Here is a 23,079-nt window from a genome sequence, read left to right as displayed (position 1 = left end):
GGGCTGTTGGGTTCAAAGCGAATTAAGGTCCTCAGCACACTCAGCCCAACAGCCCCCATTACTAACACTAGATTTAACTCACTTTTAGCCCCCGTTGCAGTTATTATGAAAAAGACTATATTATGTCTGTTAGACTATTTCCATGGAGTTCAAAAGGCAAAAAGTTCTTCCTCATCATTTTCAGATTACATAAACGCGTTAGAGCCTGTAAAGGATATAGAGTTCCTAGACGAGGGAAGAGCAAAGGTAAACGGTGTCTTATACGAAGTCGAAATGTATAAGCCTTTCCCGCTTTCAAATCCTGATTTTCTCTTGATTAAGACGAAAGAAGGGAAACTATTTACTACAGTAGGAGGCAAAGGGTATGAGAAAGTGAGAACTTATCTAGAAAAGAAATACTTTATACCTAAGATTATGAGAATCAAAAAAATAACCACTACTGGAGATGAATTCGTTTGGACCGTGAGTACAGACCGGGGAGACACTGAAATTAGGACAAGAGGAAGGGGGAGCCTGATAAGAGTCGACGGAAAGATTTTCATTATAGATACTAGCGATGATACGTTCTAGATTAATCTGAGTGTATTAGATAAGAAGAGTTTACAAATAATATCTTCAATGTTATAAAGAGTCAAATAACCTATTTGCCTTAATGTTTTATATAAGTGTTAACAAAAATAACTAGTATTCATGGAAATCCCGTGGAATATAATCTCAGATAAGGACATATCGTTAAGTAAAAGTGAATTCACTGAATCGATAAAGAACTTAAAACCAATATATGAAGACGCTAAAGAAATAGTAGAAAAATATAAGAAACTGAGAGGAAAAATTTTCTATCTATTAACGTTCTTAATTATGTCATTTGTTACCATTTTAGTAGTAACCGAGAAGCTGTTTGAGTACTCAATTCTATTATTGATCCCTATGAACTACTTCCTCGGTGTCTTGTTAACGTATCTATTGAACGAGAGAAAGTACATAATCCTCACAATTGTTTACTTATTGCTCTCTTTACTGATGGAGCATAGTATCATAAAATACACTTTGCTAGCATCTATGATACCGCTTTCTTGGGGGTATTTTGCGAATCTAAATGAGAAGATTTATCTTAGTTGGTCATCCTACGCCTCTAACTTATTGGCCAGTTGGGACGATATCGAATATCACAACAGTGATTCGACCATTATAAGACTCAGAAAGGGAACAGCCAGAATATCTCCTTATAGGGCAGACTTAGAATCCTTACTCCTAATAGGAAAGTTGAAAGTAAGGGCATTTATTTCAGTATTTGTCTTGAGGAAGGGGAGAATCGGTTATATTGTCGTTCTAAAGGTAAAGAGGTATACTCTATTCTCCGATAAATTGATAATCCTTATGCCTCTAGTATTTGGTAAAATTAAGGAATTTCTAACCGAGAATTTTAACAAGAAAGAGTGGGAATTAGGTTAGGAAAAACTTGATTACTAATAAAATTTTAAGCTTTCTAATAGATTTTTTATTTAATCTATATATTTATTTGTTTTAGAATATAATAATATTTATAAGTTAATTATTCCAATTCATACTTATGTCGATAATCGAAGAAGCGAAGAGAGGTAATATCACAGACGAGATGAAAGCCATATCAAAGCTAGAACTAATCTCTCCAGAAAAGGTAAGAAGAAGAATTGCCGATGGAGAGATAATATTGATAAGAAACGTGAAAAAACCAAGCAAGAGGTTAATAGCTGTAGGTAAGGGTATTACAACAAAGATCAATGTAAACATAGGTACTTCCAGTGAAGTAGTAAGCGTGGAAATGGAGTTAGAGAAGGTAAAAATAGCTAACAAACTGGGGGACACACTTATGGATTTATCGACTGGCGGAGATCTGGACGAGATCAGAAGGACAATTATCCAGCACAGCAAAATCCCCGTAGGAACCGTTCCGATTTACCAAGTATTCATAGAGTCGTTCAAGAAGAGGTCTGGAGGAGCTTATTTCACGGAGGACGACCTATTGAAAACCGTCGAAAAACAACTGAGAGATGGAGTAGCATTCATGACCATACACGCTGGCATTACGAAAGATCTCGCTATTAGAGCCCTAAAGAGCAGAAGAATGATACCGATAGTCTCAAGAGGGGGTGATATGATAGCCGGATGGATGATACATAATAATTGTGAAAATCCTTATAGAAAAAATTGGAATTATATACTTGAGATGTTTAAGGAATATGACGCTACGATTTCGTTAGGAGATGCGCTAAGGCCTGGGGCTACAGCAGATGCACATGACGAGTTTCAAGTAAGTGAGCTAATAGAAACGAGCAGACTGGTAAAGGACGCAATAAGTAAAGGTGTCCAAGTCATGGTTGAAGGACCTGGACATATGCCGCTTAACGAAGTCGTATGGGATGTAAAGCTAATGAAGAAGCTGACAGGTGGAGTACCGTATTATGTATTGGGACCCTTACCTACAGACGTAGCAGCTCCTTATGATCATATTGCATCAGCTATAGGTGCTGGTCTTGCTGCCTCTGCTGGCGCTGATCTATTATGTTACTTAACTCCTGCAGAGCATTTAAGCCTACCTACGGTCAAACAAGTCGAAGAGGGTGCAATAGCCTATAGAATAGCAGCTCATGTGGGTGATATCGTAAAACTCGGTAAAAAAGCTAGAAAGTGGGACGACAAGGTAAGTACGTACAGAGGTAGGTTAGAATGGGACAAAATGATATCTCAGCTCATAGATCCAGATAACGCTTATAGAGTATATACACAGTTCGGAAAACCTAAGGTAAAAGCTTGTACTATGTGCGGTGGATATTGTCCGATGATGTGGGCGATGGAACAAGTTAAAAAGGTTAAAGAGTGAGAAAATATTCAAAAACCATTTTGGCTTTTACTCTTTTATTGCTTCTTTTGTAGCTCTTTGTCCTAATTGTATATTCCTAGACGTTAAAGATAGGGCACTCATCATTATAGCTATGCCCATTGCTATTAAATAATTTAGAGAGAAGCTGAAATCAGAGGGAATCATCACCGGTATGTAACTTATTTGACCATTTATCACGATTGGATAAACTATACTTGTTTCATAAGTCCCCATTATAGCTCCAGCTACAGCAGGTCCCACAGCCCCGCCCAAAAGCCTGAACACCGTGTTTAAAGAGGTCGCTATACCCAAGTATTGTCTCTCCACTGAGAAGACAAGAATGTTAATCAGGGACACGTTCAGGAGGGCAGCAGCCAAGTTGGAGATTGAAGCAAATAGTATTATAGTCTCCAATCCACTCTTCCCTATAATTAACGAAAGGATTAAGTAAGAAGGAATGAGCAAGAAAGAACCAAATATCAAGACCGGCCTCGGGCCTTTCTTAGATATAAACCGACCAGCAGATACACTACCTACCATCTGAATTAAGGCTAAAGGAAGTAGCCATAATCCAGTAGACAGAATATCTAAGTCAAAACCCTCAGGCTTGGGTTCTTCTAGTAAATACGTGAGTGTTTGATAAGCCATAAATAAGGCAAAACCAGCTACTATAGCAGCTATATTGGCGATTAAAACGTTTCTCCTCCTCATTAGACTTAATGGCATTAGCGGAGATAATGAAACCTTTTCTTCATAAAAGAATACCGTGAATAGAACTAGAGATGTAGTGACTGAACCTAGCGTTTCTAATGAAGTCCATCCGTAAGTCGGAGCTTCGGTTAGTCCAAATATCAACGTTCCCAAAGCTGATCCTAACAGAATTACTCCTAAATAGTCTATCCTAGCTTCTAGCCTCACTTTAGATTCCCTAATGAAGAAATGAATTAAGAGAGCTAATGTTATTACTACTGGGATAACCGTATGGTATGTATACTGCCAACCAAAGTTCTGGGCTATGTAACCTCCTAACGGTAAGGCTATGGCACTTCCTATGCCGAACATAGCGCTTACCAAGCCTTGTGCTTTAGGAACGAGATTAGGAGGGAATTCCTCTCTGATGAGGCTGAATGCCAAGGGGAACATGGCTAAACCTAAACCTTGAATTGCTCTGAAAATCAAGAGAGCCGTAAAATTAGGCGAAAAACCCGTTAGCGTCACTCCAAGTGCGTAAATCCATATTACTATCTCCAATACCCTCTTCTTTCCAAATATGTCACCCAGTTTACCCGCTATAGGATTCATCACCGTACCAGTTAACAGATATATAGACAATACCCAACTAACGGTAGCAGAGGAAACCCCAAACTCACTTGCAATTGAAGGCAATGCTGGAATTAACATCCCCTCAGTATACAAAACAGCTACAGCTAGCGGTGCCAGAATTACTAAAGCCCTATAAGCATATTTAAGATCGTAGGTTGACATACTTAGATATATCTAAATCTACGAGTTATAAAGTTATGTAGGAATTATTCTAACACTGTGCCTTCTAATTAAGATGAAGTTCTCCTACACTCCTCTATGGCTCTGTATAACTCATTTATTTCAACGCCTAAGATAACTGCCTTACAGCTTTTCTCTCCTCTCGATAAACATTTCTCCAGTTTTTCTAACTCCTCCTCTGAAGTGAAGAAATCCCCAGTTATCTCCACCTTATTACCGTAAACTCTCACAATTACAGTTTTACCTTGCCTAGACCTAAAGGAGACCTCACACATCTTCTCACCTAACATAAGTCCAGTTGGGATTAGTATACTTCCACGTCAGCTGATTTGATATTTCATATTCGATCTCAGTTAGTTCCCCTTCCTCTAGTTTAAAAACCTCAGAGAATCCTTTAATCAAGGCATTCAAAGCTTTTTCCCTACTTATCTTTTCGCCTAAAATAGCAGATATAGTAGTTACTCTTGTTTTAGGCTTTCCCCTATCAACTTCTTTCACTTTAGGGACTTTTATCACATCCATTAACTCGAGGTTAGTATCAAACATGAAAGTCCCGTGAACAACTACAGCACTCTTCTTCAGGGCACCAGCCATACCTACAACCTTTTTTCCCTCTATCACCACGTCGTTTATCGGCGTAAACTCTCCTTTCAAACCGAACTCTTTAATAGCTGAGATGAGACCGTCAGCAACTATTTTATAAGCTTTCATCATATCGTTCATTTTGAGTACGACCGTCCACGTTATCTCCCCCTTTTCGTCATGTAGTGCAGGACCTCCTCCGGTGAACCGCCTCACCAAAGGTATCGAATATCTTCTGAGGAGGTCTTCGTTAACCCAATCTCTAACCGCTAAAAACCTCCCTATGGATAATGTTGTGGGAGAAAAATTCCAAAGCCTAAGGGTCTCAGGAATAATATTCCTATCTAGAAGTATTAACATCGTCTCGTCCAAAGCCATTTGTCTGTCTCCAGAATTTCCACCCTCTATGACCAATCTCATACAAGTTATTTTAGGTGTAAGCAGTATAATTAATCTATGATAACGATAGTAGGTTCAGGACCGGCTGGAATCTACGCAGCTCTAACAGCTGCTTCTTTAGGGGAGAAAGTAACAGTGGTTGAAGAGAGGGACAAGTTGGGTGGGACTTGTGTATTGTTCGGCTGTATTCCGTCTAAAGCGATGCTCCACCCTATGGCTCTAGCTTATTCTCTAGGTAGAATAGGAAAAACTTTGAACTTCAGCTACTTAGAACTCACTAAACTTGCTAAGGACGCAATAAACCGAATCTCAAAAGGCATAGAATACGCATTAGAAAGCCACGATATTGACGTTATACATGGAAAGGCGTCGTTAAAAGGGGGGAAAATCGAGGTTAACGGACAAACTCTTAACTCAGAAAAGTTAATAATAGCTGCCGGGACTAAAAAGCCCTCTGGAGCGTTAGCTTCAGACGACCTTCCATATCTAGATAAAGATTTCAACAGAGTTGTAATAGTCGGGGGAGGAGTAGGAGGAGTAGAATACGGATGGCTCCTTAGAATGATAGGAAAGGAAGTCCACATAGTAGAAAGAGAGGATTTACTTCTCCCTAAACATGACCCAGACTTAAGGAAAAGTATAACTAGTTACTTCTCGAAACTGGGGTTTAAACTCCACATGGGAGTAGAGGCTAAAATTGAGGGAAACGAGGTGATCACATCTAAGGGGGAAAAGATAGAAGGAGACTTCGTTCTTCTGAGTTTCGGCAGAAAACCCAATTTAGAGGGATTTGAAGAATTGAGGAGCGATAAATGGCTTTTGGTAAACGAATATATGGAGACCTCTCTCAAAAACGTTTATGCTGCGGGAGACGTCACCGGATCATTTACCGCACATGAAGCGATTCACAAGGGGGTAACCGCTGCACTGAACTCAGTAGGCAAAAGGAAAGCATATGACGGATCAGTTGTACCTAAAGTAATATACACAATGCCTCAAATAGCATATATTGGCAAAACAACTGGAAATTGTAAGAAAATTGACATGGTCACATTACCTAGGGCTATAGCTGAGAAAGAAACAGAGGGGTTCTTGAAGATTTGTGAGGAAGGAGGAAAGATAGTCGGTGCCGTAGTGTTTTCTGAGAGAGCCGAAGAAATCATAACAATTATAGGGATTGCGATGAAATTCGGAATAAGTATAAGTTCTCTCCTAGACTTTCAGTTTCCTCATCCCTCATATCTAGAGTCAATATGGGAATTGGTGAGAACTTTTGACGGAATTATGTGATAAGAAGGTCAGTGAAATTGGTCTAGGTACATGGAAGATGGGAGGGGGCTTCTGGACGGCCGATTACTCAAACGACGATAAATACATTGAAGCTATTTCCTACGCTATATCAAAGGGAATTAATGTCATCGATACTGCAGAGATGTACGGAGGGGGACATACCGAGGAACTAGTAGGGAAGGCAGTTTTACGCTTTCAAAGGGACGACGTTTTCATAATAACTAAAGTCTGGAGCAACCACTTGAAGTACGACGACGTAATCAAGTCCGCTACTAATAGCCTTAAACGTCTGAACACTAAATACATCGATCTATACCTCATCCATTGGCCTAACCCTTCAGTTAAGCTCTCAGAAACACTCGCCGCAATGGAAGAGTTAGTTGATAAGGGAATAGTTAGGTGTATAGGAGTAAGTAATTTCGACCTAAACTTACTAAAGGAGGCTATAACGTTAACTAGGAAATACGAGATAGTTACCGACGAAATAGAATATAGCATATACGACCTCTCCCCAGAAAGAGACATAATACCATTCGCTAAAAAGAACGGGATCATGATAATAGCTTATTCTCCACTGGGTCAAGGGCGAATAGCAACTGAGACCAAATTGTCTGACATAGCACAGAAATACGGAAAAACCGTGGCTCAAATAGCGTTAGCATATTTGAAGAAAAACGCCATCCCGATACCTAAATCGGCAAACAAAAAACATATTGACGAAATAGCCGAAGTCCTAAGATTCGACCTAAGTGATGAAGATGCAAAGGAGGTCAGGAGGAGGATGTTTGCATGAAAGTACTGGTCTCGGCTGGGACTTATTACTTTATAAAGAAGGGCATTAAACTAAGCAATACTGCATACTTACTTCAGAGCGGTGGGTGTAATGCCTCATGTAAATTCTGCACTCAGTCAATGTTAAGCAATGCTGACAAGACTTACCTTTCTAGGGTAAAGTGGTATCCAATGGAACTAGAAGAGATTAAAGACTTGCTAAATAGCTTTGCTAGAGTTTGTTTACAAACGGTGATTAAGGAAAAGTTCGAAGACGAGGTTATCGAGATTATGTCAAAAATAGACTCTAAACGCAAGTCTGTTACAATAACCCCCGTAGATAAACAGTACCTAATTAAATTAAAAGAAATAGGGATTGATTATCTGGGTGTCGGCTTAGACACAGTTAAATCCATGTGGAGAGAAGTTAGGAAACCTTATTCTTACGAGCGGTACATGGATTTTATAAAGGATGCTGTCGACGTATTCGGTCGCAGACATGTTTACGTCCATCTCATAGTAGGTCTGGGAGAGAGCGAGGAAGAGATGGTTAACACTATGAAAGAACTTTACGCTCTTGGGGCTGAAGTAGCCCTTTTCGCCTTTACCCCAGTAAAGGGGACGCCATATGAAAAAAAGGAGAGACCTTCGCTGGAGTACTACCGAAGGATACAAGCCTTGAGGTATAAACTATCCACCGGTAAAGATGGTAAGGAAGCATTCCTTACTTCCGGTTGTCCTTCTTGTGATAGACCTTATTATAATGAAAGTCCTTTGGATAAAGAATTATATAATATACCTTTGAGGGATTACAAGTGGTTCTCGGCTTCATCACGTTGAAGAAGTTCAACGTCCTTAGCATAACTGGGGGGAGTTGCTCTCTCAATTGTTTTTACTGCACTTCTAAGTACATAAGCTCCATGGAAGGGGCCATGACTCCAGAAACCATGTACAAATACGTTAAGAAGAGATACGAAATAGGGGTTAAAGGCTTTCTAATAAGTGGGGGTTTTAATAAAAAAGGAGAGCTACAAATAAGACCTTATTTACCAGTTCTGAAAAGGTTAAAGAAGGAGAACCCAGATATAATATTTAACATCCACCCTGGACTCCTTGACAAGAGCACTATAGAAGAGTTAAGAGATGCCGTTGATATAGTTGACTACGAGTTCGCCTATTCTCCCAAAGCCTTCCAGTCCAAAGGACTCTCTGGGAGAAGCAGAGAAGATTATCTGAAAGTCTTAGAGATGCTGATAGATTACGGACCTAAGTACATCGTACCTCACATAATGCTTGGACTACCTAACGATGACGTAGCTGAAAGTATAAAGATAGCTTCCTCCTTTAAGCCTTATCTACTTAACTTCCTAGTGTTTATACCCACGAAGGGTACACCTTCTCAGGTATTTAGAGTCCCTGAGGTAGAAGAAACGGTAAAGATGATAGAGTTGGGAAATAGATTAATGCAAGGCAGAGTGAGTTTGGGTTGTATGAGACCTCATGCTATAAAGGATAAATTGGACAAGGTTTCGGTAGAAAAAGGTTTAGTTCAAAGGATAGCCAACCCATCACCGAGGGTTGTGAAAGAATTTAATCTTCCTATGTATGACGCATGTTGTAGCCTTCCAGAAGAGTACTTAGAATATTTTAAGGTTTAGGAATTCAACGCCTTTTGGCTCCTTCAGGATTAGTACCTTTAGACCCTGCCTCACGTAAATCAGCGATTCCTTCTTTCTTTTCTTCTTTCCTTAGCTCTCGCTAAGAACTGATGATGTTCAAAATTAAATCCTTGTTCTAACATTATACTCGAACTAGCGTACGACAAATAGGGTGCTATTTTTCCTTTCACTGGAATGTGTAAGAACATTCCTCCCAGATTGAGAGCCAACGTAGGATTGCTACCCTTAGGTTGAAATGTTAAACTCATGTCTTTATCTATTTGATGTCTGTATATGTGAGGCATTTCAATGATCATAATCTCGAAACAAGATATAAACTTTACTTAATTCACGTTGGAATTAACTTCCTCTCTCTATCAAGTTCAGACAAGAACTTAGCGTTCTCTACAAGCTCAGGTTTATCAAACTGTAAATTTGGTACAATTTCTCTAAATATAGAACAGTCAAAGATAGTCCCGGAGTACTTTAGTAACTGTCTTACATCCGAGGGAAGAGCAGCCTTAGCGATAAACGTGGGGATTTTAATCTTCAAAACCTTCCTATTTAATGCTTCAGCATAAATTTCGAATAACCTCGTGATCTTTATTGGTTCGCATTCAGTTACATAAAAGTAATTCTTGGAAGGACTCTTACCTTCAATTATAGCTCCAATTCCTTGAGCTATATATCTAGCACTTATCGGCATAAAAGATATGTTAATATCAGGAAGAAGCCCTCTTTTAACTAACTTATATATAGTCACAAATTGAACGTGGGCCGCAAACCGACCGTAAACCAGCGTGGGTCTAAATATAAACACCTTATCGCTTAGGATCTTATATACGGAAAGTTCTCCCTCCAACTTTGTTTTCTCGAAGGCAGACTGAGGTTTCAAACCATCTCCTAACTTTTCTTCAACTTTCACAAACCCCGTAATACCATAAGTAGATGCACTAGTGTGGATCATTAACTTTCCAAATTGCCTAACTACTTCTGCTATTCTCGTAGGGACTTCATAATTAGATCGCCTCAAATCCTCAGGTTTACCGCTGATTTCTCCTATGAAGTTAACTACGAGATCGTGCTCTTTAACAGCATTATTCAACTTGTCCATATCTTTCAATACGTCTAACTGAATTACTTCAACGCCTTTTTCCTTTAACGTCTTAACATATACTTCTTTCACTGGATTTAAATTCCTATAAGTTACTGTCACCTTGTAGTTCTGAGAAAGGTAATAAGCTACGTTAGTAGCCAAAAAACCTAAACCCGTTATCAGAATACTCTTCATAGAAGTAAAAATAGATGTGAGAATAAATTAATTTGTTCTTAACGTTCTAACTCCTTAGGTAAAATACTACTGAAAAGTTCAGCGCATCTCCTAAAATCATTTGTGATCTTTTCCATTAATCTCTCTGTGGGAACTGCTTTGTAAATGTATCTAGGTCTACCTCCTTTAGAGGAGGAGTCTTTCATCCTCTCGACAAAACCTAAAGATACTAATTTGTTTACGCTCCTATTTATGGAAGCCTTAGATAGTTTCAGCTGTTCAGCTAACATATCTTCGTTTTTCCCGTCGCTATTTAGTAGTGCTTTAAGGACTTGAAAATCAGTATCCGAGAGGTCATAACAGAAACTCAAGGCTTCTACTAGACCGACTTCTTTTCCCGAAGGTAATCTGACCCTACTTATTTCCAATTCCATAGTTAATCACATTATATAATTAAAATACACATATTTAAATCTTTGTATTTTAAGTTAATAGCTGTTAGAGTGATAATTACCTTTTGATTATATTTCTCAAAATTAATATGATAATTACGGCTATTCCTGCTAAAGCTAATACAAATGCGGAAGAGTCTGAACTTCTGTGGGGTCTCCCCCATGGAGTATGGTACGTAGTCTCAGTCAAAAGCAAGGTGGTACTTCCATTTATCAGTTTTACCACTACCTTACTATTTCCGTAGGTTACTATATAATACCCTGCCGGGAGTATAATCGTAGTATATGATGATGTAATATTAGTGTGTATTGTTAGTCGATAATTACCTAATGGAGTATAAAATAATGTGATTGTAAGGTTTAAGGGGACTACCGAGGGCTCTAGGTTAAGGTGCTGATATACGGGGCTAAATAATACAGTATAGTTACCATAAGATTCGACATAGTAAGGTAGTACTGAATAAAACAACATCTTAGAAAGGTTAAAAACTTCCACCGAGGACTTATCAGTATAATATAATATACCGCTGTCATTGATTAACCAAATGGATTCAGGGGGTAAACCCACTTCTCTAACCCTAACAAATGTCATATTATTCGGCACTAACATACAGAGATTATTGCCCATTACGATCCCGTCATAATAGTAAATAGGAGTAAAATTATACTGAGGACTTAACTTTTCTAAGTTAAGGCTGTAGACCGTATTGTTGATGATCACGTATTGATTATCAAGAAAATTATAATATTTACCTGTATAGATTAGATGCTTATTATCCAATAAGTATCCATTGGAGAAGAAAACATATAGGGAACCGTTATAGGAGTAAATTTTAGTTATACTGGACGAGAAGTTGAGTCTGTAAATTACGGTACCATCTTCATACAAAGTACAGTTCCACTCGTAGAAATAGTTGCCTTGATAGAAATAAACAGAGGTCACGTTAGAGTAACCCAAGTTATATATAGAGGGATATATCACGTGACCTTGTCGATCCAAGATTACATTATTAACCACTGTGGCGTTCTTGAACACCTTCAGATCGTTAATGGAAAAGTTCAACGAATTTATCACTGCGTTCGATAAACTCGATATTATGACCTCAGAGTTATTATATTGAACTAAATAATTATTTATTATTTCAGCGGTCATATTAGGAAAATAAGGCGAGACATATATTACCTTCTTTACGGTCAGAGGAAAAGACATTGGAGGAGTATAAGTAATATTAGTCGAGTTAAGGACGAATACTGCTGAATAAAAAGAGGGTAATATTAGACCATAATACCCAGACTGGTTAAGAAATATTAATACGGTGTGCTGGAAGCTCTCAGGATATTGTTTTACCCCCCAAGGATACACTATCTGCTGAGAAAGCCCTATTATTCTCGTAAAGTTTATTTGCGTGATAAATAAGATTTCTCTGGAAGGATTTTCTAGCATGACGCTCCCATTTGAATATACTACTAGTATATTACTCCCGCATTGTTGAACAAAACTTATCATTCTTCCTTGAGAACCTAATGAAACGTTAGCCAAAGTCAATAGAGATACCAAAATGACCATAATACCGATAATCGAAATCTTCATATTTCAACAAATAGATTAGAAGTTGTGGAGTTTAAAGGTATCCTCATTGAAGAGGAAGACTTGTTAAGAACAGGGAAGTTTAGTGATGAAATAAGAAAAAAACTTGAAAGGGAAGGATTTAAGATAGTAAAGAAAAAGGGAAACGAAAACATCATCACTACCTTTGAGGAGGATAAAATCAGCCTAGTGTGCGACAGAGAAGAAATAATCTTCAGACTCCTACTCCTCTCATCCACTATAGCTAGAATCATAATAACGGAAAAGATAACGACAGTAGTTATGTTCACTGGAAGAAAAAGCATAACACATTCATTTAGGATAAACAGAGCGACCGCATTAGAGGGCTTAAGGAAGACATATATAACTTCTAAATCCTCTCAGGAATTTCTGCAGAAATATTTCAAATATCTTCATGAGAATAACGACGACGCGGTTTTAGGATGGTTAAGGGAATTCATGAAAAATAAGAGCTAAGTGAATAAGAGGAAAAGGAAAAAGAAGTTAACACTTTAAATAAATCTCTTCAAAACTTGCATCGGATTTGTCACATTAGCCGTCAGTAACGCTTCGTCGGGTGAATGACCAAATGCGAACGCTAATAACTGGCTGAAGTACGCTATAGGCATTCTCAGATCTTCACCGTATCTTGCGGCAATCTTGTTCATATTATTCTCTAGAGCAACAGCGCCTAATGGACAGTCCACCACTAGGAGTTCGGCACCGTTCCTTCTAGCTTCCTTCAATATTCTCGCTTCTAAGTTCAGAGCTACATCTAAATCAGCATATACATGTGGACCTCCACAGCACATTGTCTTTGCTTCAAACGGCACTACCTCAGCTCCAGTAGCCTTTAATAACTCGTCCATGAAGAACGGTCTTTCAGGATCATCCTTGATCTTCATATATCCAGTTAAGATGAACTGCTTCGGTCTTGCGTATAGACAGCCATAATATGGGGCTACCTTTAGACCGTTGAGTGGTCTCTTTACAAGACTCTTTACACCTTCAGGACCGACAGTATTGTAAATAAACTCTACGGCATGTATCATTAACAATTGTAGATCATAAGGCTTCTCACCCATTTTCTCTAAGTACATGTTCACTTTTTCTCTTAACTTTGGATACTTAGTCATGTAATAATGGGTTCTCGATAGCGAATAATGACAGCCTGGACATGCAGACATTACAGCATCTGCTCCCATCTGTCTTGCTAAAGACAAGTTCCTAGCTGGAAGCAGTAATCCTGCCATAGTATTTACGTTCTTGACCTCTAGTGCACCACAGCAGTTGTAATCTTCTATTTTCTCGTACTGAAGCCCAAGATCCTTAGCTACCAACGCTAAAGATACTTCGTAGGACTTACCCATTCCGTCTAATGAACAGCCTGGGTAGAACGCTACTTTACCGTAAGGATTATTTAATCTCATGGTCATTCTGCTCTCACCTCCTCCTTCATTGCTTCCTCTAATACTTTCTTTATCCTATCCCAGTTCTTAACTTTACTTGGTTTCATTAACTCCTTAAACAGACCAGACCTCAACATAGCTCCACTCATCATTATAAGATCTTTTATTCCTAATGATACGAATCCGGCCTTAGCTGATGCTGCTCCGAGAGATAGTTCCGATATTCTTCCTCCGTTATTCATAACTGTCTCAAGGAATAACTCGTCGAATATTGCACCAGGGTCCTTCTTAACTAGCCCGTGCTTTAGCAAATAATTATGGATTGCATGAACTACTTCCTCAACTAGCACACCCTTAGGACATCTGTGGGTACACTTCTGGCAGGACACACATCTCCATATACTGTTCTGTAGTTCTATCAATGATTGTTTATCACCTTTTCTAGCGAGGTCTATGAACTTTCGCGGACCGTATTTAGGATCGTATTCTCTCATAGTACAACCTGAAGTACAAGTACCGCATTGCCAACAAGCGCTGATTGTATATCCTTCTAGAGTGTTAGCTATCTCGTCCCATACACTAGGGTCGTAACCCGTTTGTGTTCTCTCAACTAAAAATGCGTTCCATGTACCGTCTATTTCTACTCCGTCTACTATTACTTTATCTTTTTGAATTACACCTTTTATTATAGATTTTTCCAACTCAGGAATAGGCATATTTCACCACCTTTAAGAAGGGTTTTAACCCTAAAACTAAGGCGGTTGTGGAAAGATGAGTGGGGAGTAACCCCGCCGCCTTTTTGTCTATTGCAAGGTGTGTAGTGTAGTCTAAATACCTTACGTACGAATAAACCAAAAAAAGTGTAGTGGGATAATAATTCGAGGTATCTAAGCCAAAAATTGATAAAATACTTTTTAGTTCATTCACAGCAGATATAAAATCATTCTTGTTCTTTAAGGTCACGTTATCCTTAAGGACATAAGTAATTGAACCCGAATTCTTCTCTTCATTCCAAATCCATCTATTCCATAGGGGAAAATCTGTAGGCTGGAGATAATGTAAAAGTTCTCTGGCCATATCTCTCAAATCTTTTAGTTCCATCCCCTTTACGGAGTTTATGAACATGGTAACTCTATCATCATAAGGTAGAGAAGTATCCTTCATCTTGGAGTACAAGGAGGAAAATTCAGACAAGGGAGTACTTTCAGCCACTTGAGAATAAAACTTCTTGTGGTGGAAAAACACCTCAAAAAGTTTTCTACGATCTTCCTCAGTCCTTATTTCTAAGTTCATGAGGAAATCGGATTTCCTCTTCATAGAATCCAAAATTACGGAGAAAGATTTCTTAGGATCACTATAAGTATTATTTACATCCTTATCTAACATTGCATTAAAAATATCTCTTACATAATCAGGATTTAAAAAAATAGTGTTAATGATGAGCCACCTCTACTTGTACGGGCTCCTCCCATATACCTTTAGTTATATATTCATAAGCTTTCATTGCAGCTGCATAACCTTCTGTTATTGAATCAGATATCGTCTTAGGACCGGTTATCGCACCTGCTAAGAATATACCCTTCTTAGTAGACTGAATTGGTAGGCTGTGCTCGTCAATCGGCTTTACGAACCCATGCTGTTCTAGTTCTAAGCCTAATACTTTAGCTACTTGTTTTGAACCTAAGCCTAATTCCATACCGTTAGCTAATATCACCATATCATATGGAACTACCAGCGCTCTGTTTAAGTTCATTGTATCTTCTCCCTTAATTATTACAGTATCGTTAGGTCCTCTCATAAACTCTGATATCCTACCTCTTATAAACCCTACTCTATAATCTAATTGAGCCTTCCAATATAATCTATCTTCCATTAGACCATATGTTCTTATATCCATATAGTATATATGTACAGTTGCATCAGGTATTCTCTGTTTTATCTCCATTGCTTGTTTGACTGATACTGCACAACATACCCTAGAACAATATGTATTACCTACCGTAGCGTCTCTTGAACCTACACACAACAATATAGCAACCCTCTTTGGTGGTGTCCCTTTCGTAGTTACTAGCTTATTCTCAGATAACATTTTCTCTACGTCTGATATCTGATAAATATTGGGGACTATACCGTAACCATACTCGTATTTCCTCCTTGAATCGAAGTGTTCAAAACCAGATGCAGCTATAATTGCATTAACTTTCTCATTAATCACTTTACCAGTTTTGTCTTTTATACCTACAACAAAACCGCTTCCTTCTTGCTTTACATTATCCACAATACTCTCCTTATAGATCTTCACATTCTTACTCCCTTCTACAGCTTTAATCAGAGGATCAATAACTTGTTCAGAAGGAACTAGGTTAGGGAACAATAGACTATACTTAAGCTTTTTAGGAGTACCACCTAAGTATGATTCTCTTTCCACCAATACTACATTAACTCCTAAATTAGCCAACTCCTTCGCCGCTGAAAGACCAGCTGGTCCTGCACCAATAACTAGAACTTTTTCTCCGCCCATTTAATCACCTAATCCTAACGTTTATTAAATAAAATTAATTTAAAAAATTTTGCTTTTCACTTTTGTACAGCTTTTTCTCCCTTGTACCACTTCACTCTATCAGGTAATGTTAGGTAGAAATCAATCTTTCTGTGAGGAGTATACAAGTATTCGGGCTGGGCTTTGCCTTCTCTCAAGTCAGCTAGATACTGTAGGAACTTCTCTTTGTAATCATCAACTGGTACACCTATTTTCCTTAAGAAACCTTCAACATCAGTTGCGTGCCAATGTATTTGAGCAATCTTGTATGGATCTGCACCCATTGCAATTGCTGCAAACTGTGCGTCTGCTAGAACTGGTAAGTTATAGTTAAAACCGTGAGCTTTTCCAGCCCACTGGCTCTTGTCTAGTGTCGTTACACATCCAGTGTCAGATGTTACAAATACGTCGGCATGTCCTTCCTCTACTGCAGGAATTACCTTCTTAAATAACGCGAAGCTCCTGCTGAATTCTCTCTCTGTTAATATGTGCCTGAAACCAAATCCACAGCAGTCCCACCAAGTAGAATAATCTACGATTTTAGCACCGAAGTTCATTACAGTACCAGTAGGTGCTGCAGGTCTCCTGCCTTCGAAGACTTTCGGATCGTATACGGTATCATCGGGAACTAGCTTATAAACGTGGCACGGTGTGTGAACTGCAGCTTTGACATTACTTAGATCATATTTCTTCTGCTGTGCTAACTTCTTGCTCATTACGAATAGCCACTCTGAGTAGTGTACTACTTCTTCAGGGATCACGATGTCCATTCCTAGCTTTCTCATTATCGGCCTTAACTTGTCTCTTATCTCCTTATGTAAGACTAACATGTTTCTAATTTCTTTATAATGACCGAAAGACGTACCACAGTGTATTAACGGGAAATAGTCGGTTTCATAAGCTCTCCACATATTTCTTACATAAACTCCAGCTAAGGTTACAGGATTAGAAGCACCAGAAGCGTGGTAGTTCCAGCCAGTGCATGAAGTCTGGTGTGGTTCATCTAAATAGTCTATCTCAGTCTTGTTCATCATCCAGAAAATTGAAGTAGGATATCCTGGAATATGTCCGCATTGTCCACAACTCTTGTGGTTCCATAGTTTGTTTGTGGGTATTTTCTTAGGTAATCCATTAATAGTCTGAACTTCCACCGGATTATTGTAGGGCTTTATATGATGAACTATTACTTCTCCCTCGTCTTCTAACTTATGTAATTCCTCTTTAACGTGTTGAATACCGTGAGGAGTACTATATCTGTATATAATCCTCTGATATACTTCATTCCAATCTACGCTATCTGCATAAGGAAAAGCTTCTTTTATTGCCTCCTGCATCTTCTTCTCTTCTTGACTTGTCATAATTTACACCTTTACATCAATTTATGTAGTTTATAATATATAAACTTTCATTTAAACCATTTATTCATAGATACTAAATAAGTAAAAAATACATAAATTTACACAAATATTGAATCTTTCCCTTTATAAGTCCATCCAGTTGTCAGGCAATTCATCTTCGTTTAATTCTCCTTTTTCCCATTTTTCTCTTATTTCCTCTAGTTGTTGTTTCCTCTCTTCATATATGTCCATGATCATTTCGTATAGATCTTCATCTACCTTCTTTATCGAGTCCATCGCACCTGATTCAATGAAAATTGTCATTAATTCAACCGCGGTTTGTAGAGAAGATTGCCAACCTATATCAGTCCTTTGCAATAGATCGACCGGAACTGCCTTTCTATATACATCCATATTCTTTGACTCTTCGACCGCTTGTGGACCCCAATCTGGGAACGCATCAGGCTGAATCATATTTGGAGTTACTTGGTTACCTGTCGTGATTACAGTGTACAAGACTCTTCTATATGGGGCTAATATTTCTTTTGCGGATGGAAGTCCAAATTGGACTGCATATTCCCTTAGAAGCATTATTAATCCAGCTATTTCGTTATTAAATGGACACCTCATAGAACAAGTATAGCATTGAACGCACGCCCATACTTTCTTGTTGGTAAATTCCCATATCTTATCAGCTGCATCTCTCATCATATACTGTATCATTTCTCTAGGTCCATAATCATAGAATTTTGCAGCTGGACACCCAGAAGTACATACGCCGCAGTTTAAGCATCCCCTCAAATACTCATTAAATCTAAAATCTGATTTTACGGCTTCCCAGAATTTCTTTGCGAGTTCAGCCTCTTCTGCCGATAATGAGCTATGGAAATTTCTCATCTCTTCTGGTTCAATTGCTTGATCTACGTAAGCCATGTCCATTACTCTTGGATCATCTGGTAGCGGTATAACTTTAGACATACCTATCAAATAGATTAATCGAAAAGTTACTTATAAATTTTGTTAAAAAAATAAATTATTATATTACCTTTACTTTACTCTCTTAATTAGAATTCTAGTTACTCCACCTTGCTGTTGTACGTCTAATATTTGTTGCCCAGTCCTCCTAGCCCACGCTTCAATGTCCGGTTTGGCTGCGGGGTCTGTAGCTAAGACCTCAAGCACCTCTCCGACTTGGATTTGCTTTATAGCTTTAGCCGTTTCCATTACTGGACCAGGACAATACATTCCCCTTGCGTCTAAGGTTTTGGCTATTTTAACTTCTGTCATTTTATTCACCTCAAATGAATAATACAGTTCCTCCTTCTGCTCTATCCAGGAAAGTTGCAACTCCTACAACATCGTCAACAAAGCTAGCTAGGTCTTCCCTCTTTATTCCGAAGAACTCCATGGTAGTGCTACAAGCAAATACTTTGACTTCTCCTACCTCTTTTGCTTGTTCAATTAGTTGATACCACATTGGGTACTTCATTTCTTGCATTTTTTGCATCATCATCGGACCGAACTTTTCATAGTTCTTGTCAATAGGGGCTGGTTGATTCTGTAAACCTTGTTTAGTTATATTTGTTAATCCCCAAAAAGTGAAGAATAGATTCACTTCATATCCCGCTGCAGCTGCTCCAGATGCTAAAATACCAACCGGCATTAACTTATCTATTGTGCCTGAGAAGACGATTATTGAAAGTTTTTTCTGCTCTCCCATTTGTATTCCCAATTATTATTTTTAATTAAAATTATATAAGCTTTCCTGATATTGAAATTAATGAAAAATATTTCTTTTTTATTTAATTGATATCAAATATACGAAATAAATATTGTGTCTTCTGTTAATTTGTTTGATAAAAAATTTAAGTAAGCTTTTTTAATTAGTAGTTGAGGGGTACTCGATGAGCGAAGAACAAAAGAAAAAAGTGTTAATCGTGGTAACACATGGTCCAGAAGACCTAGATAGGACGTACGCACCACTTTTTATGGCATCAATAGCAGCATCAATGGAATATGAAGCACAAGTCTTCTTTATGATAAAAGGACCACTATTATTAAGCAAGAAATGGCAAGAAGAAGAGAGGAGGAAAGGAGGAAACCCGTTCATACACTTCTTCGATATGGCTAAAGACAACGGTGTGAAGATGTACGTATGTGTCCAAAGCCTAAAGGACATGTGCCACATGAACGAAAGCGATGTAGTGGACGGAGTAGAAATAGTGGGCGGTTCGACACTAATAGACTTATTATTTGATGCCGATAGATCATTATTCTTCTGAGTAAGCATGGATTTTGATGTCGCGATAATAGGTGGTGGAACTGCAGGGTATGCTGCCGGAGTACTGCTCGGGAGAAGGGGGAAAAGGGTAGCTGTAATAGAGAAGGAGAACATAGGCGGTACATGCGTAAATTACGGCTGTGTACCTAGTATTTTTTTATCTGAGTTATCTTTTTTATATTCTAGACTCAAGGAGATCGGAGATTATAAGGGAATTACTATTTCAGTTTCATTAGACGGATCCACTTTTTTCCGTAAGAGGGATGAAATCATAGAATACTTACGGAGCGCGGGAGAAGGATTAATTAAGTCTTCTGGTGGAGAGATTATAAGAGGAGAGGCGGAGATACTGGGTAAGAACGAGCTGAGTGTGAATAGTGAAAAAATATCGGCTCGTAATATAATTATCGCATCCGGTTCGAAACCTAATACTCCCTCGATTGAGGGGATTGAGAACGCAATAAGCGAGGATGAAGCCGTAAGATTGAGTAGAGTCCCCTCTTCTATGGTTGTTATAGGAGGGGGCGTGGCAGGAACCGAGATAGCCCAGATATTCGCAAAACTTGGCTCTTCAGTAACACTTTTATCTAGAAGCAAAGTCCTCAAGGAAATTGAAGAGGAAACAAGACGCGTTTTAATGAACGCATTGGATTTTGACGGCATCAACGTTCTGGAGGGTGTTACACCGAAGAAAATTAAGGACGGTAAGGTGATCACAGACAAAGGTGAATATGAAGGAGAGATCATAATATACGCTACTGGAAGGATGCCCTCAATACCTAAGGGTACACAAAAAATAGGAATTGAGACTACGAGAAACGGGATTATTGTGAACAGAAGACTAGAGACCTCACTTAAAGGTATCTACGCTATCGGTGACGTAATTGATAAGGAGATTAGGGTTGCCCACTTAGCATATATGGAAGCCATAGTAGCTTCCCTAAATATTCTGGGGTCTTGTGAAGAAATGGATTACGAGGGGACGCCACAAGTGATTTACACTGATCCTCAAATAGGGGTTGTGGGTGATAAAAGAAAGGTTGAAAAGTTCGTGAAATTTCCTTATGCTGCAAATACGAGAGCCATAATTAGAGGTTTTAGGGAGGGGTTCTCCACTATAGGAATAGACAAGAACGGAACAGTAGTTTACTCAGAAGTTATAGGAGATTCTGCCGAGGAGTTAGTTAACTTGTTAGCATTAGCAGTTAGGAAGAGATTAACAATTAGGGACCTAGCTTTCTCGATATTTGCCCACCCATCCCTAAGTGAGGTCGTACTAAACGCAGCTAGGAACGAGTTCGATTTGGACGTAGACAACTATAAGTGATCTAGATTTGTGACTTATTTGTCTTACTAGATGGTAAAATAACAACGTTATTATATCAGGCTTTGTAATATCTAGTAAATTTGAAATTTTACAAATAAATTGATAAATAGTTATTGTTATTTAAACATTTTAAAATGATTTCTTTGGTTAAATATATACTATTTAATTTTTAATTAAATAGAACTAACGAATTAAACTAAAATTTCTAAAATTGTGGAATTAACCGTCTTAGCCAAATTTTATAATTCATAGAGTAAAGATAATTTGTATGTCATTAGCCGATTACGTTAAGAAAAGGGGATTTGAGCTAGAGGAGGCTGAAAATAAGCTCATAATAAAGATGGAAGGATACTCGTTTTATATAGATAAAGCATTAAACGAAATAGTATTACCCATCCCTTTACCTACCGGTAAAGAAAGTCTTGATGATTTAGTAGAAATGGGCATAAGATACGCTAGGGCTGCAAGAATAACACAAAGCTTAGGAGAGCCAGTTACTTACGAGCTTAACAATAACATGGTATTGATAAAAAGAAGGTTCTCAAACATGCAAGAATTAGAACAGAAATTAATTAAGGCTTTAGAGGGTATAGAGAGCTTGAGGTATTTCTTATGAGTTATGACCCAATTATCTCCCAATACTCCAAGTTCATAAAAGGGCTTACCATTGAGCAATGTAAAGCGGACGAAGTGGTAGACAAGCTCACTGAAGGCAATAATATAATAGAAAAGGATAGTTGTGATAAGCCTTACATAAAAGTTTTAAAAAATAACAGACTCTTCTTCACTTACTACGGTATTCCCACAGCTAACGAGTTGTGGCCCTTTCTTAACTCACTAATCAGAGTTGCAAACCATGCAGTGCAGCTTGATGAAAAGGAAAAGGCAGAAGCGGTAAAAGTAAGGGGTAACATAAAGCTTTTCGTAACACCTGATTGTACAAAATGTCCTATAGCTGCTGAACTATTGTATCAGATATCTATAGTAAATGAAAGTGTCAGCTTAGAGATAATAGACGTTACGGAGTATGAAGAACTAGGTAAAAAATACAGAGTGTTAAACGTTCCGAAGATCGTTCTTAACGAGAACGTAGAGATACCAGGTGGGTTCCCTCCTCATATAATTCTTAAGATGCTAGTTAAGGGTAGCGAAAAACAACAATCCCCATCTTCCTAGCTATTTTTTCCACATTCTCGTTATCTGTAAACAATTCAGCAGATAGCTCTTGTGCTACCAAGACCGATTCCGAATCTGCTTCATCTAGACCTGAAATTTTGATGGGTTTATGGGAGTAAGCCCTTATCCACACATCGTTATCAAGAAGATTAGATGGGTTTACCCCCATTTTAAGTGCTTTAGAGAACGTGAGAGTTGTGATAACGATCTTCTTACCTGCTAGGGCTTGCCTCAGTTCAGGGATTCTGGTTACCAAGTTTGTCGTTATAACTGCATACTTTGTCATATTAAAGTATATAAAATACAAACTATAATAAAGTTAAGAGGAGATAAAAGTGGCTCAGACATTCGAAGACCCTCTTGAAAAACTCACTAACCCTGAGAATATACAAAAGCTCTCTAAGTTAATAGACGCTTTACCTGCACTTGAAAAAGTGACTACTAAATTAACTGAAATGGATAAACAGGGTCAGTTGGACTTAATGATGGGATTACTTGACCAAGCTGTTTCTATAGTTGATGCTGTACAGAAGGCTGACTTAATTAACGCACTCATCTCATTCGGAATGGACCAAATAACAAAAATACAAGCACTATGGCCAATGGTAGAAAAACTAACAAGTGATAAAGCTCTATC

At 38.3% G+C, this 23,079-nt stretch carries 28 protein-coding genes and 1 pseudogene; 13 read left to right on the top strand and 16 right to left on the bottom strand.

Features of this window, described 5'->3' with window-relative positions; all coding sequences use genetic code 11:
- The 3 genes from WIW52_RS10985 to thiC form a co-directional block, all read left to right on the top strand.
- Positions 1-570 (top strand): DUF1854 domain-containing protein (locus WIW52_RS10985; protein ID WP_337710465.1); only part of this gene is annotated, 570 nt, incomplete at its 5' end.
- A 120-nt stretch (positions 571-690) separates the two neighbouring features.
- Entirely contained in the window at positions 691-1,452 is a 762-nt protein-coding gene (locus WIW52_RS10980) for a hypothetical protein (protein WP_337710463.1), read from the top strand.
- Positions 1,453-1,570: 118 nt separating this feature from the next.
- The gene (gene thiC / locus WIW52_RS10975) at positions 1,571-2,860 is read left to right on the top strand and encodes a phosphomethylpyrimidine synthase ThiC (protein WP_337710462.1); all 1,290 of its coding nucleotides are present in this window, start codon (positions 1,571-1,573) and stop codon (positions 2,858-2,860) included.
- Positions 2,861-2,887: 27 nt separating this feature from the next.
- On the opposite strand, the gene WIW52_RS10970 is transcribed toward thiC, so the two are convergent.
- From WIW52_RS10970 to WIW52_RS10960, 3 genes are all read right to left on the bottom strand, one after another.
- Positions 2,888-4,345 carry an MFS transporter gene (locus tag WIW52_RS10970; protein WP_337710461.1) on the bottom strand — a complete coding sequence of 486 codons (1,458 nt, stop codon included), beginning with the start codon at positions 4,343-4,345 and terminating at the stop codon, positions 2,888-2,890.
- 68 nt (positions 4,346-4,413) lie between these two features.
- On the bottom strand, positions 4,414-4,638 hold the full coding sequence (locus WIW52_RS10965) for a hypothetical protein (RefSeq protein WP_337710460.1): 225 nt from the start codon (positions 4,636-4,638) through the stop codon (positions 4,414-4,416).
- 4 nt (positions 4,639-4,642) lie between these two features.
- A complete protein-coding gene (locus WIW52_RS10960; RefSeq protein ID WP_337702970.1) occupies positions 4,643-5,365 on the bottom strand; it encodes a lipoate--protein ligase family protein in 723 nt (240 codons plus the stop codon).
- A 36-nt stretch (positions 5,366-5,401) separates the two neighbouring features.
- On the opposite strand from WIW52_RS10960, the gene WIW52_RS10955 reads away from it, so the two are divergent.
- The 4 genes from WIW52_RS10955 to WIW52_RS10940 are packed head-to-tail and all read left to right on the top strand — an operon-like array spanning position 5,402 to position 9,063.
- Positions 5,402-6,634, top strand: a complete 1,233-nt coding sequence (locus WIW52_RS10955) for an NAD(P)/FAD-dependent oxidoreductase (RefSeq protein ID WP_337710459.1) — start codon at positions 5,402-5,404, stop codon at positions 6,632-6,634.
- The gene (locus WIW52_RS10950; RefSeq protein WP_337710457.1) at positions 6,618-7,427 is read left to right on the top strand and encodes an aldo/keto reductase; all 810 of its coding nucleotides are present in this window, start codon (positions 6,618-6,620) and stop codon (positions 7,425-7,427) included. The genes WIW52_RS10955 and WIW52_RS10950 overlap by 17 nt, the downstream gene beginning before the upstream one ends.
- Complete coding sequence (locus WIW52_RS10945) at positions 7,424-8,245, top strand: radical SAM protein (protein WP_337710455.1); 822 nt, start codon at positions 7,424-7,426, stop codon at positions 8,243-8,245. Before WIW52_RS10950 ends, WIW52_RS10945 begins: the two co-directional genes overlap by 4 nt.
- Positions 8,221-9,063 carry a radical SAM protein gene (locus WIW52_RS10940; protein ID WP_337710453.1) on the top strand — a complete coding sequence of 281 codons (843 nt, stop codon included), beginning with the start codon at positions 8,221-8,223 and terminating at the stop codon, positions 9,061-9,063. Before WIW52_RS10945 ends, WIW52_RS10940 begins: the two co-directional genes overlap by 25 nt.
- A 59-nt stretch (positions 9,064-9,122) precedes the next feature.
- Here the strand turns inward: WIW52_RS10940 and WIW52_RS10935 are convergent, their stop codons facing one another.
- The 4 genes from WIW52_RS10935 to WIW52_RS10920 all read right to left on the bottom strand — a co-directional run bounded on the left by WIW52_RS10935 (position 9,123) and on the right by WIW52_RS10920 (position 12,376).
- Complete coding sequence (locus tag WIW52_RS10935) at positions 9,123-9,368, bottom strand: hypothetical protein (RefSeq protein WP_337710451.1); 246 nt, start codon at positions 9,366-9,368, stop codon at positions 9,123-9,125.
- Between the two features lie 44 nt (positions 9,369-9,412).
- On the bottom strand, positions 9,413-10,354 hold the full coding sequence (locus WIW52_RS10930) for an NAD-dependent epimerase/dehydratase family protein (protein ID WP_337710449.1): 942 nt from the start codon (positions 10,352-10,354) through the stop codon (positions 9,413-9,415).
- Between the two features lie 38 nt (positions 10,355-10,392).
- The gene (gene lrs14 / locus WIW52_RS10925; RefSeq protein WP_337710447.1) at positions 10,393-10,767 is read right to left on the bottom strand and encodes an HTH-type transcriptional regulator Lrs14; all 375 of its coding nucleotides are present in this window, start codon (positions 10,765-10,767) and stop codon (positions 10,393-10,395) included.
- Between the two features lie 76 nt (positions 10,768-10,843).
- Entirely contained in the window at positions 10,844-12,376 is a 1,533-nt protein-coding gene (locus WIW52_RS10920; protein WP_337710445.1) for a hypothetical protein, read from the bottom strand.
- A gap of 24 nt (positions 12,377-12,400) precedes the next feature.
- Here WIW52_RS10920 and WIW52_RS10915 point away from each other — a divergent pair, with 24 nt between their 5' ends.
- On the top strand, positions 12,401-12,850 hold the full coding sequence (locus tag WIW52_RS10915; protein WP_337702280.1) for a hypothetical protein: 450 nt from the start codon (positions 12,401-12,403) through the stop codon (positions 12,848-12,850).
- A 35-nt stretch (positions 12,851-12,885) separates the two neighbouring features.
- On the opposite strand, the gene WIW52_RS10910 is transcribed toward WIW52_RS10915, so the two are convergent.
- The 8 genes from WIW52_RS10910 to WIW52_RS10875 all read right to left on the bottom strand — a co-directional run bounded on the left by WIW52_RS10910 (position 12,886) and on the right by WIW52_RS10875 (position 19,378).
- A complete protein-coding gene (locus WIW52_RS10910; RefSeq protein ID WP_337710467.1) occupies positions 12,886-13,803 on the bottom strand; it encodes a CoB--CoM heterodisulfide reductase iron-sulfur subunit B family protein in 918 nt (305 codons plus the stop codon).
- Positions 13,804-13,805: 2 nt separating this feature from the next.
- Positions 13,806-14,498 (bottom strand): 4Fe-4S dicluster domain-containing protein, encoded by a 693-nt coding sequence (locus WIW52_RS10905; protein WP_337710443.1) that lies wholly within the window; start codon positions 14,496-14,498, stop codon positions 13,806-13,808.
- Positions 14,485-15,168, bottom strand: coding sequence for a hypothetical protein (locus WIW52_RS10900; protein WP_337710441.1), 684 nt, complete (start codon positions 15,166-15,168; stop codon positions 14,485-14,487). Before WIW52_RS10900 ends, WIW52_RS10905 begins: the two co-directional genes overlap by 14 nt.
- A 46-nt stretch (positions 15,169-15,214) precedes the next feature.
- Entirely contained in the window at positions 15,215-16,303 is a 1,089-nt protein-coding gene (locus WIW52_RS10895; RefSeq protein WP_337710439.1) for a CoB--CoM heterodisulfide reductase iron-sulfur subunit A family protein, read from the bottom strand.
- A 56-nt stretch (positions 16,304-16,359) separates the two neighbouring features.
- Positions 16,360-17,679, bottom strand: coding sequence for a CoB--CoM heterodisulfide reductase iron-sulfur subunit B family protein (locus WIW52_RS10890; protein WP_337710437.1), 1,320 nt, complete (start codon positions 17,677-17,679; stop codon positions 16,360-16,362).
- Positions 17,680-17,802: 123 nt separating this feature from the next.
- Positions 17,803-18,636: a 4Fe-4S dicluster domain-containing protein gene (locus WIW52_RS10885; RefSeq protein ID WP_443295724.1), complete on the bottom strand. Its 834-nt coding sequence runs from the start codon at positions 18,634-18,636 to the stop codon at positions 17,803-17,805.
- Positions 18,637-18,705: 69 nt separating this feature from the next.
- Positions 18,706-18,945 (bottom strand): sulfurtransferase TusA family protein, encoded by a 240-nt coding sequence (locus WIW52_RS10880; RefSeq protein WP_156007737.1) that lies wholly within the window; start codon positions 18,943-18,945, stop codon positions 18,706-18,708.
- Between the two features lie 10 nt (positions 18,946-18,955).
- On the bottom strand, positions 18,956-19,378 hold the full coding sequence (locus WIW52_RS10875) for a DsrE/DsrF/DrsH-like family protein (protein WP_443295723.1): 423 nt from the start codon (positions 19,376-19,378) through the stop codon (positions 18,956-18,958).
- A gap of 184 nt (positions 19,379-19,562) precedes the next feature.
- Here WIW52_RS10875 and WIW52_RS10870 point away from each other — a divergent pair, with 184 nt between their 5' ends.
- From WIW52_RS10870 to WIW52_RS10855, 4 genes are all read left to right on the top strand, one after another.
- Positions 19,563-19,940 carry a DsrE family protein gene (locus tag WIW52_RS10870; RefSeq protein ID WP_156007736.1) on the top strand — a complete coding sequence of 126 codons (378 nt, stop codon included), beginning with the start codon at positions 19,563-19,565 and terminating at the stop codon, positions 19,938-19,940.
- A 6-nt stretch (positions 19,941-19,946) separates the two neighbouring features.
- Positions 19,947-21,266: a dihydrolipoyl dehydrogenase family protein gene (locus WIW52_RS10865; RefSeq protein ID WP_337710434.1), complete on the top strand. Its 1,320-nt coding sequence runs from the start codon at positions 19,947-19,949 to the stop codon at positions 21,264-21,266.
- 268 nt (positions 21,267-21,534) lie between these two features.
- Positions 21,535-21,882 carry a hypothetical protein gene (locus WIW52_RS10860; RefSeq protein WP_337710432.1) on the top strand — a complete coding sequence of 116 codons (348 nt, stop codon included), beginning with the start codon at positions 21,535-21,537 and terminating at the stop codon, positions 21,880-21,882.
- Positions 21,879-22,442, top strand: coding sequence for a thioredoxin family protein (locus WIW52_RS10855; RefSeq protein ID WP_337702297.1), 564 nt, complete (start codon positions 21,879-21,881; stop codon positions 22,440-22,442). Before WIW52_RS10860 ends, WIW52_RS10855 begins: the two co-directional genes overlap by 4 nt.
- Here the strand turns inward: WIW52_RS10855 and WIW52_RS10850 are convergent.
- Positions 22,405-22,728, bottom strand: coding sequence for a hypothetical protein (locus WIW52_RS10850; RefSeq protein ID WP_337702298.1), 324 nt, complete (start codon positions 22,726-22,728; stop codon positions 22,405-22,407). The two genes, WIW52_RS10855 and WIW52_RS10850, sit on opposite strands and share 38 nt — an antisense overlap.
- Positions 22,729-22,777: 49 nt before the next feature.
- Between WIW52_RS10850 and WIW52_RS10845 the strand changes: the two are divergent.
- Positions 22,778-23,079 (top strand): annotated as a pseudogene (locus WIW52_RS10845) (DUF1641 domain-containing protein); the annotation flags it as partial.

Source organism: Stygiolobus sp. RP850M (genome assembly GCF_037389295.1).
In the GTDB taxonomy this organism is placed as follows: domain Archaea; phylum Thermoproteota; class Thermoprotei_A; order Sulfolobales; family Sulfolobaceae; genus Stygiolobus.
This window is presented reverse-complemented; position numbering and strand designations above follow the sequence as displayed.

Bases quoted from the DNA above. Each gene is read 5' to 3' on its own strand.
- WIW52_RS10980 (WP_337710463.1), top strand. From the start codon at position 691: ATGGAAATCCCGTGGAATATAATCTCAGATAAGGACATATCGTTAAGT.
- thiC (WP_337710462.1), top strand. From the start codon at position 1,571: ATGTCGATAATCGAAGAAGCGAAGAGAGGTAATATCACAGACGAGATG.
- WIW52_RS10970 (WP_337710461.1), bottom strand. From the start codon at position 4,345: ATGTCAACCTACGATCTTAAATATGCTTATAGGGCTTTAGTAATTCTG.
- WIW52_RS10965 (WP_337710460.1), bottom strand. From the start codon at position 4,638: ATGTGTGAGGTCTCCTTTAGGTCTAGGCAAGGTAAAACTGTAATTGTG.
- WIW52_RS10960 (WP_337702970.1), bottom strand. From the start codon at position 5,365: ATGAGATTGGTCATAGAGGGTGGAAATTCTGGAGACAGACAAATGGCT.
- WIW52_RS10955 (WP_337710459.1), top strand. From the start codon at position 5,402: ATGATAACGATAGTAGGTTCAGGACCGGCTGGAATCTACGCAGCTCTA.
- WIW52_RS10945 (WP_337710455.1), top strand. From the start codon at position 7,424: ATGAAAGTACTGGTCTCGGCTGGGACTTATTACTTTATAAAGAAGGGC.
- WIW52_RS10935 (WP_337710451.1), bottom strand. From the start codon at position 9,368: ATGCCTCACATATACAGACATCAAATAGATAAAGACATGAGTTTAACA.
- WIW52_RS10930 (WP_337710449.1), bottom strand. From the start codon at position 10,354: ATGAAGAGTATTCTGATAACGGGTTTAGGTTTTTTGGCTACTAACGTA.
- lrs14 (WP_337710447.1), bottom strand. From the start codon at position 10,767: ATGGAATTGGAAATAAGTAGGGTCAGATTACCTTCGGGAAAAGAAGTC.
- WIW52_RS10920 (WP_337710445.1), bottom strand. From the start codon at position 12,376: ATGAAGATTTCGATTATCGGTATTATGGTCATTTTGGTATCTCTATTG.
- WIW52_RS10910 (WP_337710467.1), bottom strand. From the start codon at position 13,803: ATGAGATTAAATAATCCTTACGGTAAAGTAGCGTTCTACCCAGGCTGT.
- WIW52_RS10905 (WP_337710443.1), bottom strand. From the start codon at position 14,498: ATGCCTATTCCTGAGTTGGAAAAATCTATAATAAAAGGTGTAATTCAA.
- WIW52_RS10900 (WP_337710441.1), bottom strand. From the start codon at position 15,168: ATGTTAGATAAGGATGTAAATAATACTTATAGTGATCCTAAGAAATCT.
- WIW52_RS10895 (WP_337710439.1), bottom strand. From the start codon at position 16,303: ATGGGCGGAGAAAAAGTTCTAGTTATTGGTGCAGGACCAGCTGGTCTT.
- WIW52_RS10890 (WP_337710437.1), bottom strand. From the start codon at position 17,679: ATGACAAGTCAAGAAGAGAAGAAGATGCAGGAGGCAATAAAAGAAGCT.
- WIW52_RS10885 (WP_443295724.1), bottom strand. From the start codon at position 18,636: ATGTCTAAAGTTATACCGCTACCAGATGATCCAAGAGTAATGGACATG.
- WIW52_RS10880 (WP_156007737.1), bottom strand. From the start codon at position 18,945: ATGACAGAAGTTAAAATAGCCAAAACCTTAGACGCAAGGGGAATGTAT.
- WIW52_RS10875 (WP_443295723.1), bottom strand. From the start codon at position 19,378: ATGGGAGAGCAGAAAAAACTTTCAATAATCGTCTTCTCAGGCACAATA.
- WIW52_RS10870 (WP_156007736.1), top strand. From the start codon at position 19,563: ATGAGCGAAGAACAAAAGAAAAAAGTGTTAATCGTGGTAACACATGGT.
- WIW52_RS10865 (WP_337710434.1), top strand. From the start codon at position 19,947: ATGGATTTTGATGTCGCGATAATAGGTGGTGGAACTGCAGGGTATGCT.
- WIW52_RS10860 (WP_337710432.1), top strand. From the start codon at position 21,535: ATGTCATTAGCCGATTACGTTAAGAAAAGGGGATTTGAGCTAGAGGAG.
- WIW52_RS10855 (WP_337702297.1), top strand. From the start codon at position 21,879: ATGAGTTATGACCCAATTATCTCCCAATACTCCAAGTTCATAAAAGGG.
- WIW52_RS10850 (WP_337702298.1), bottom strand. From the start codon at position 22,728: ATGACAAAGTATGCAGTTATAACGACAAACTTGGTAACCAGAATCCCT.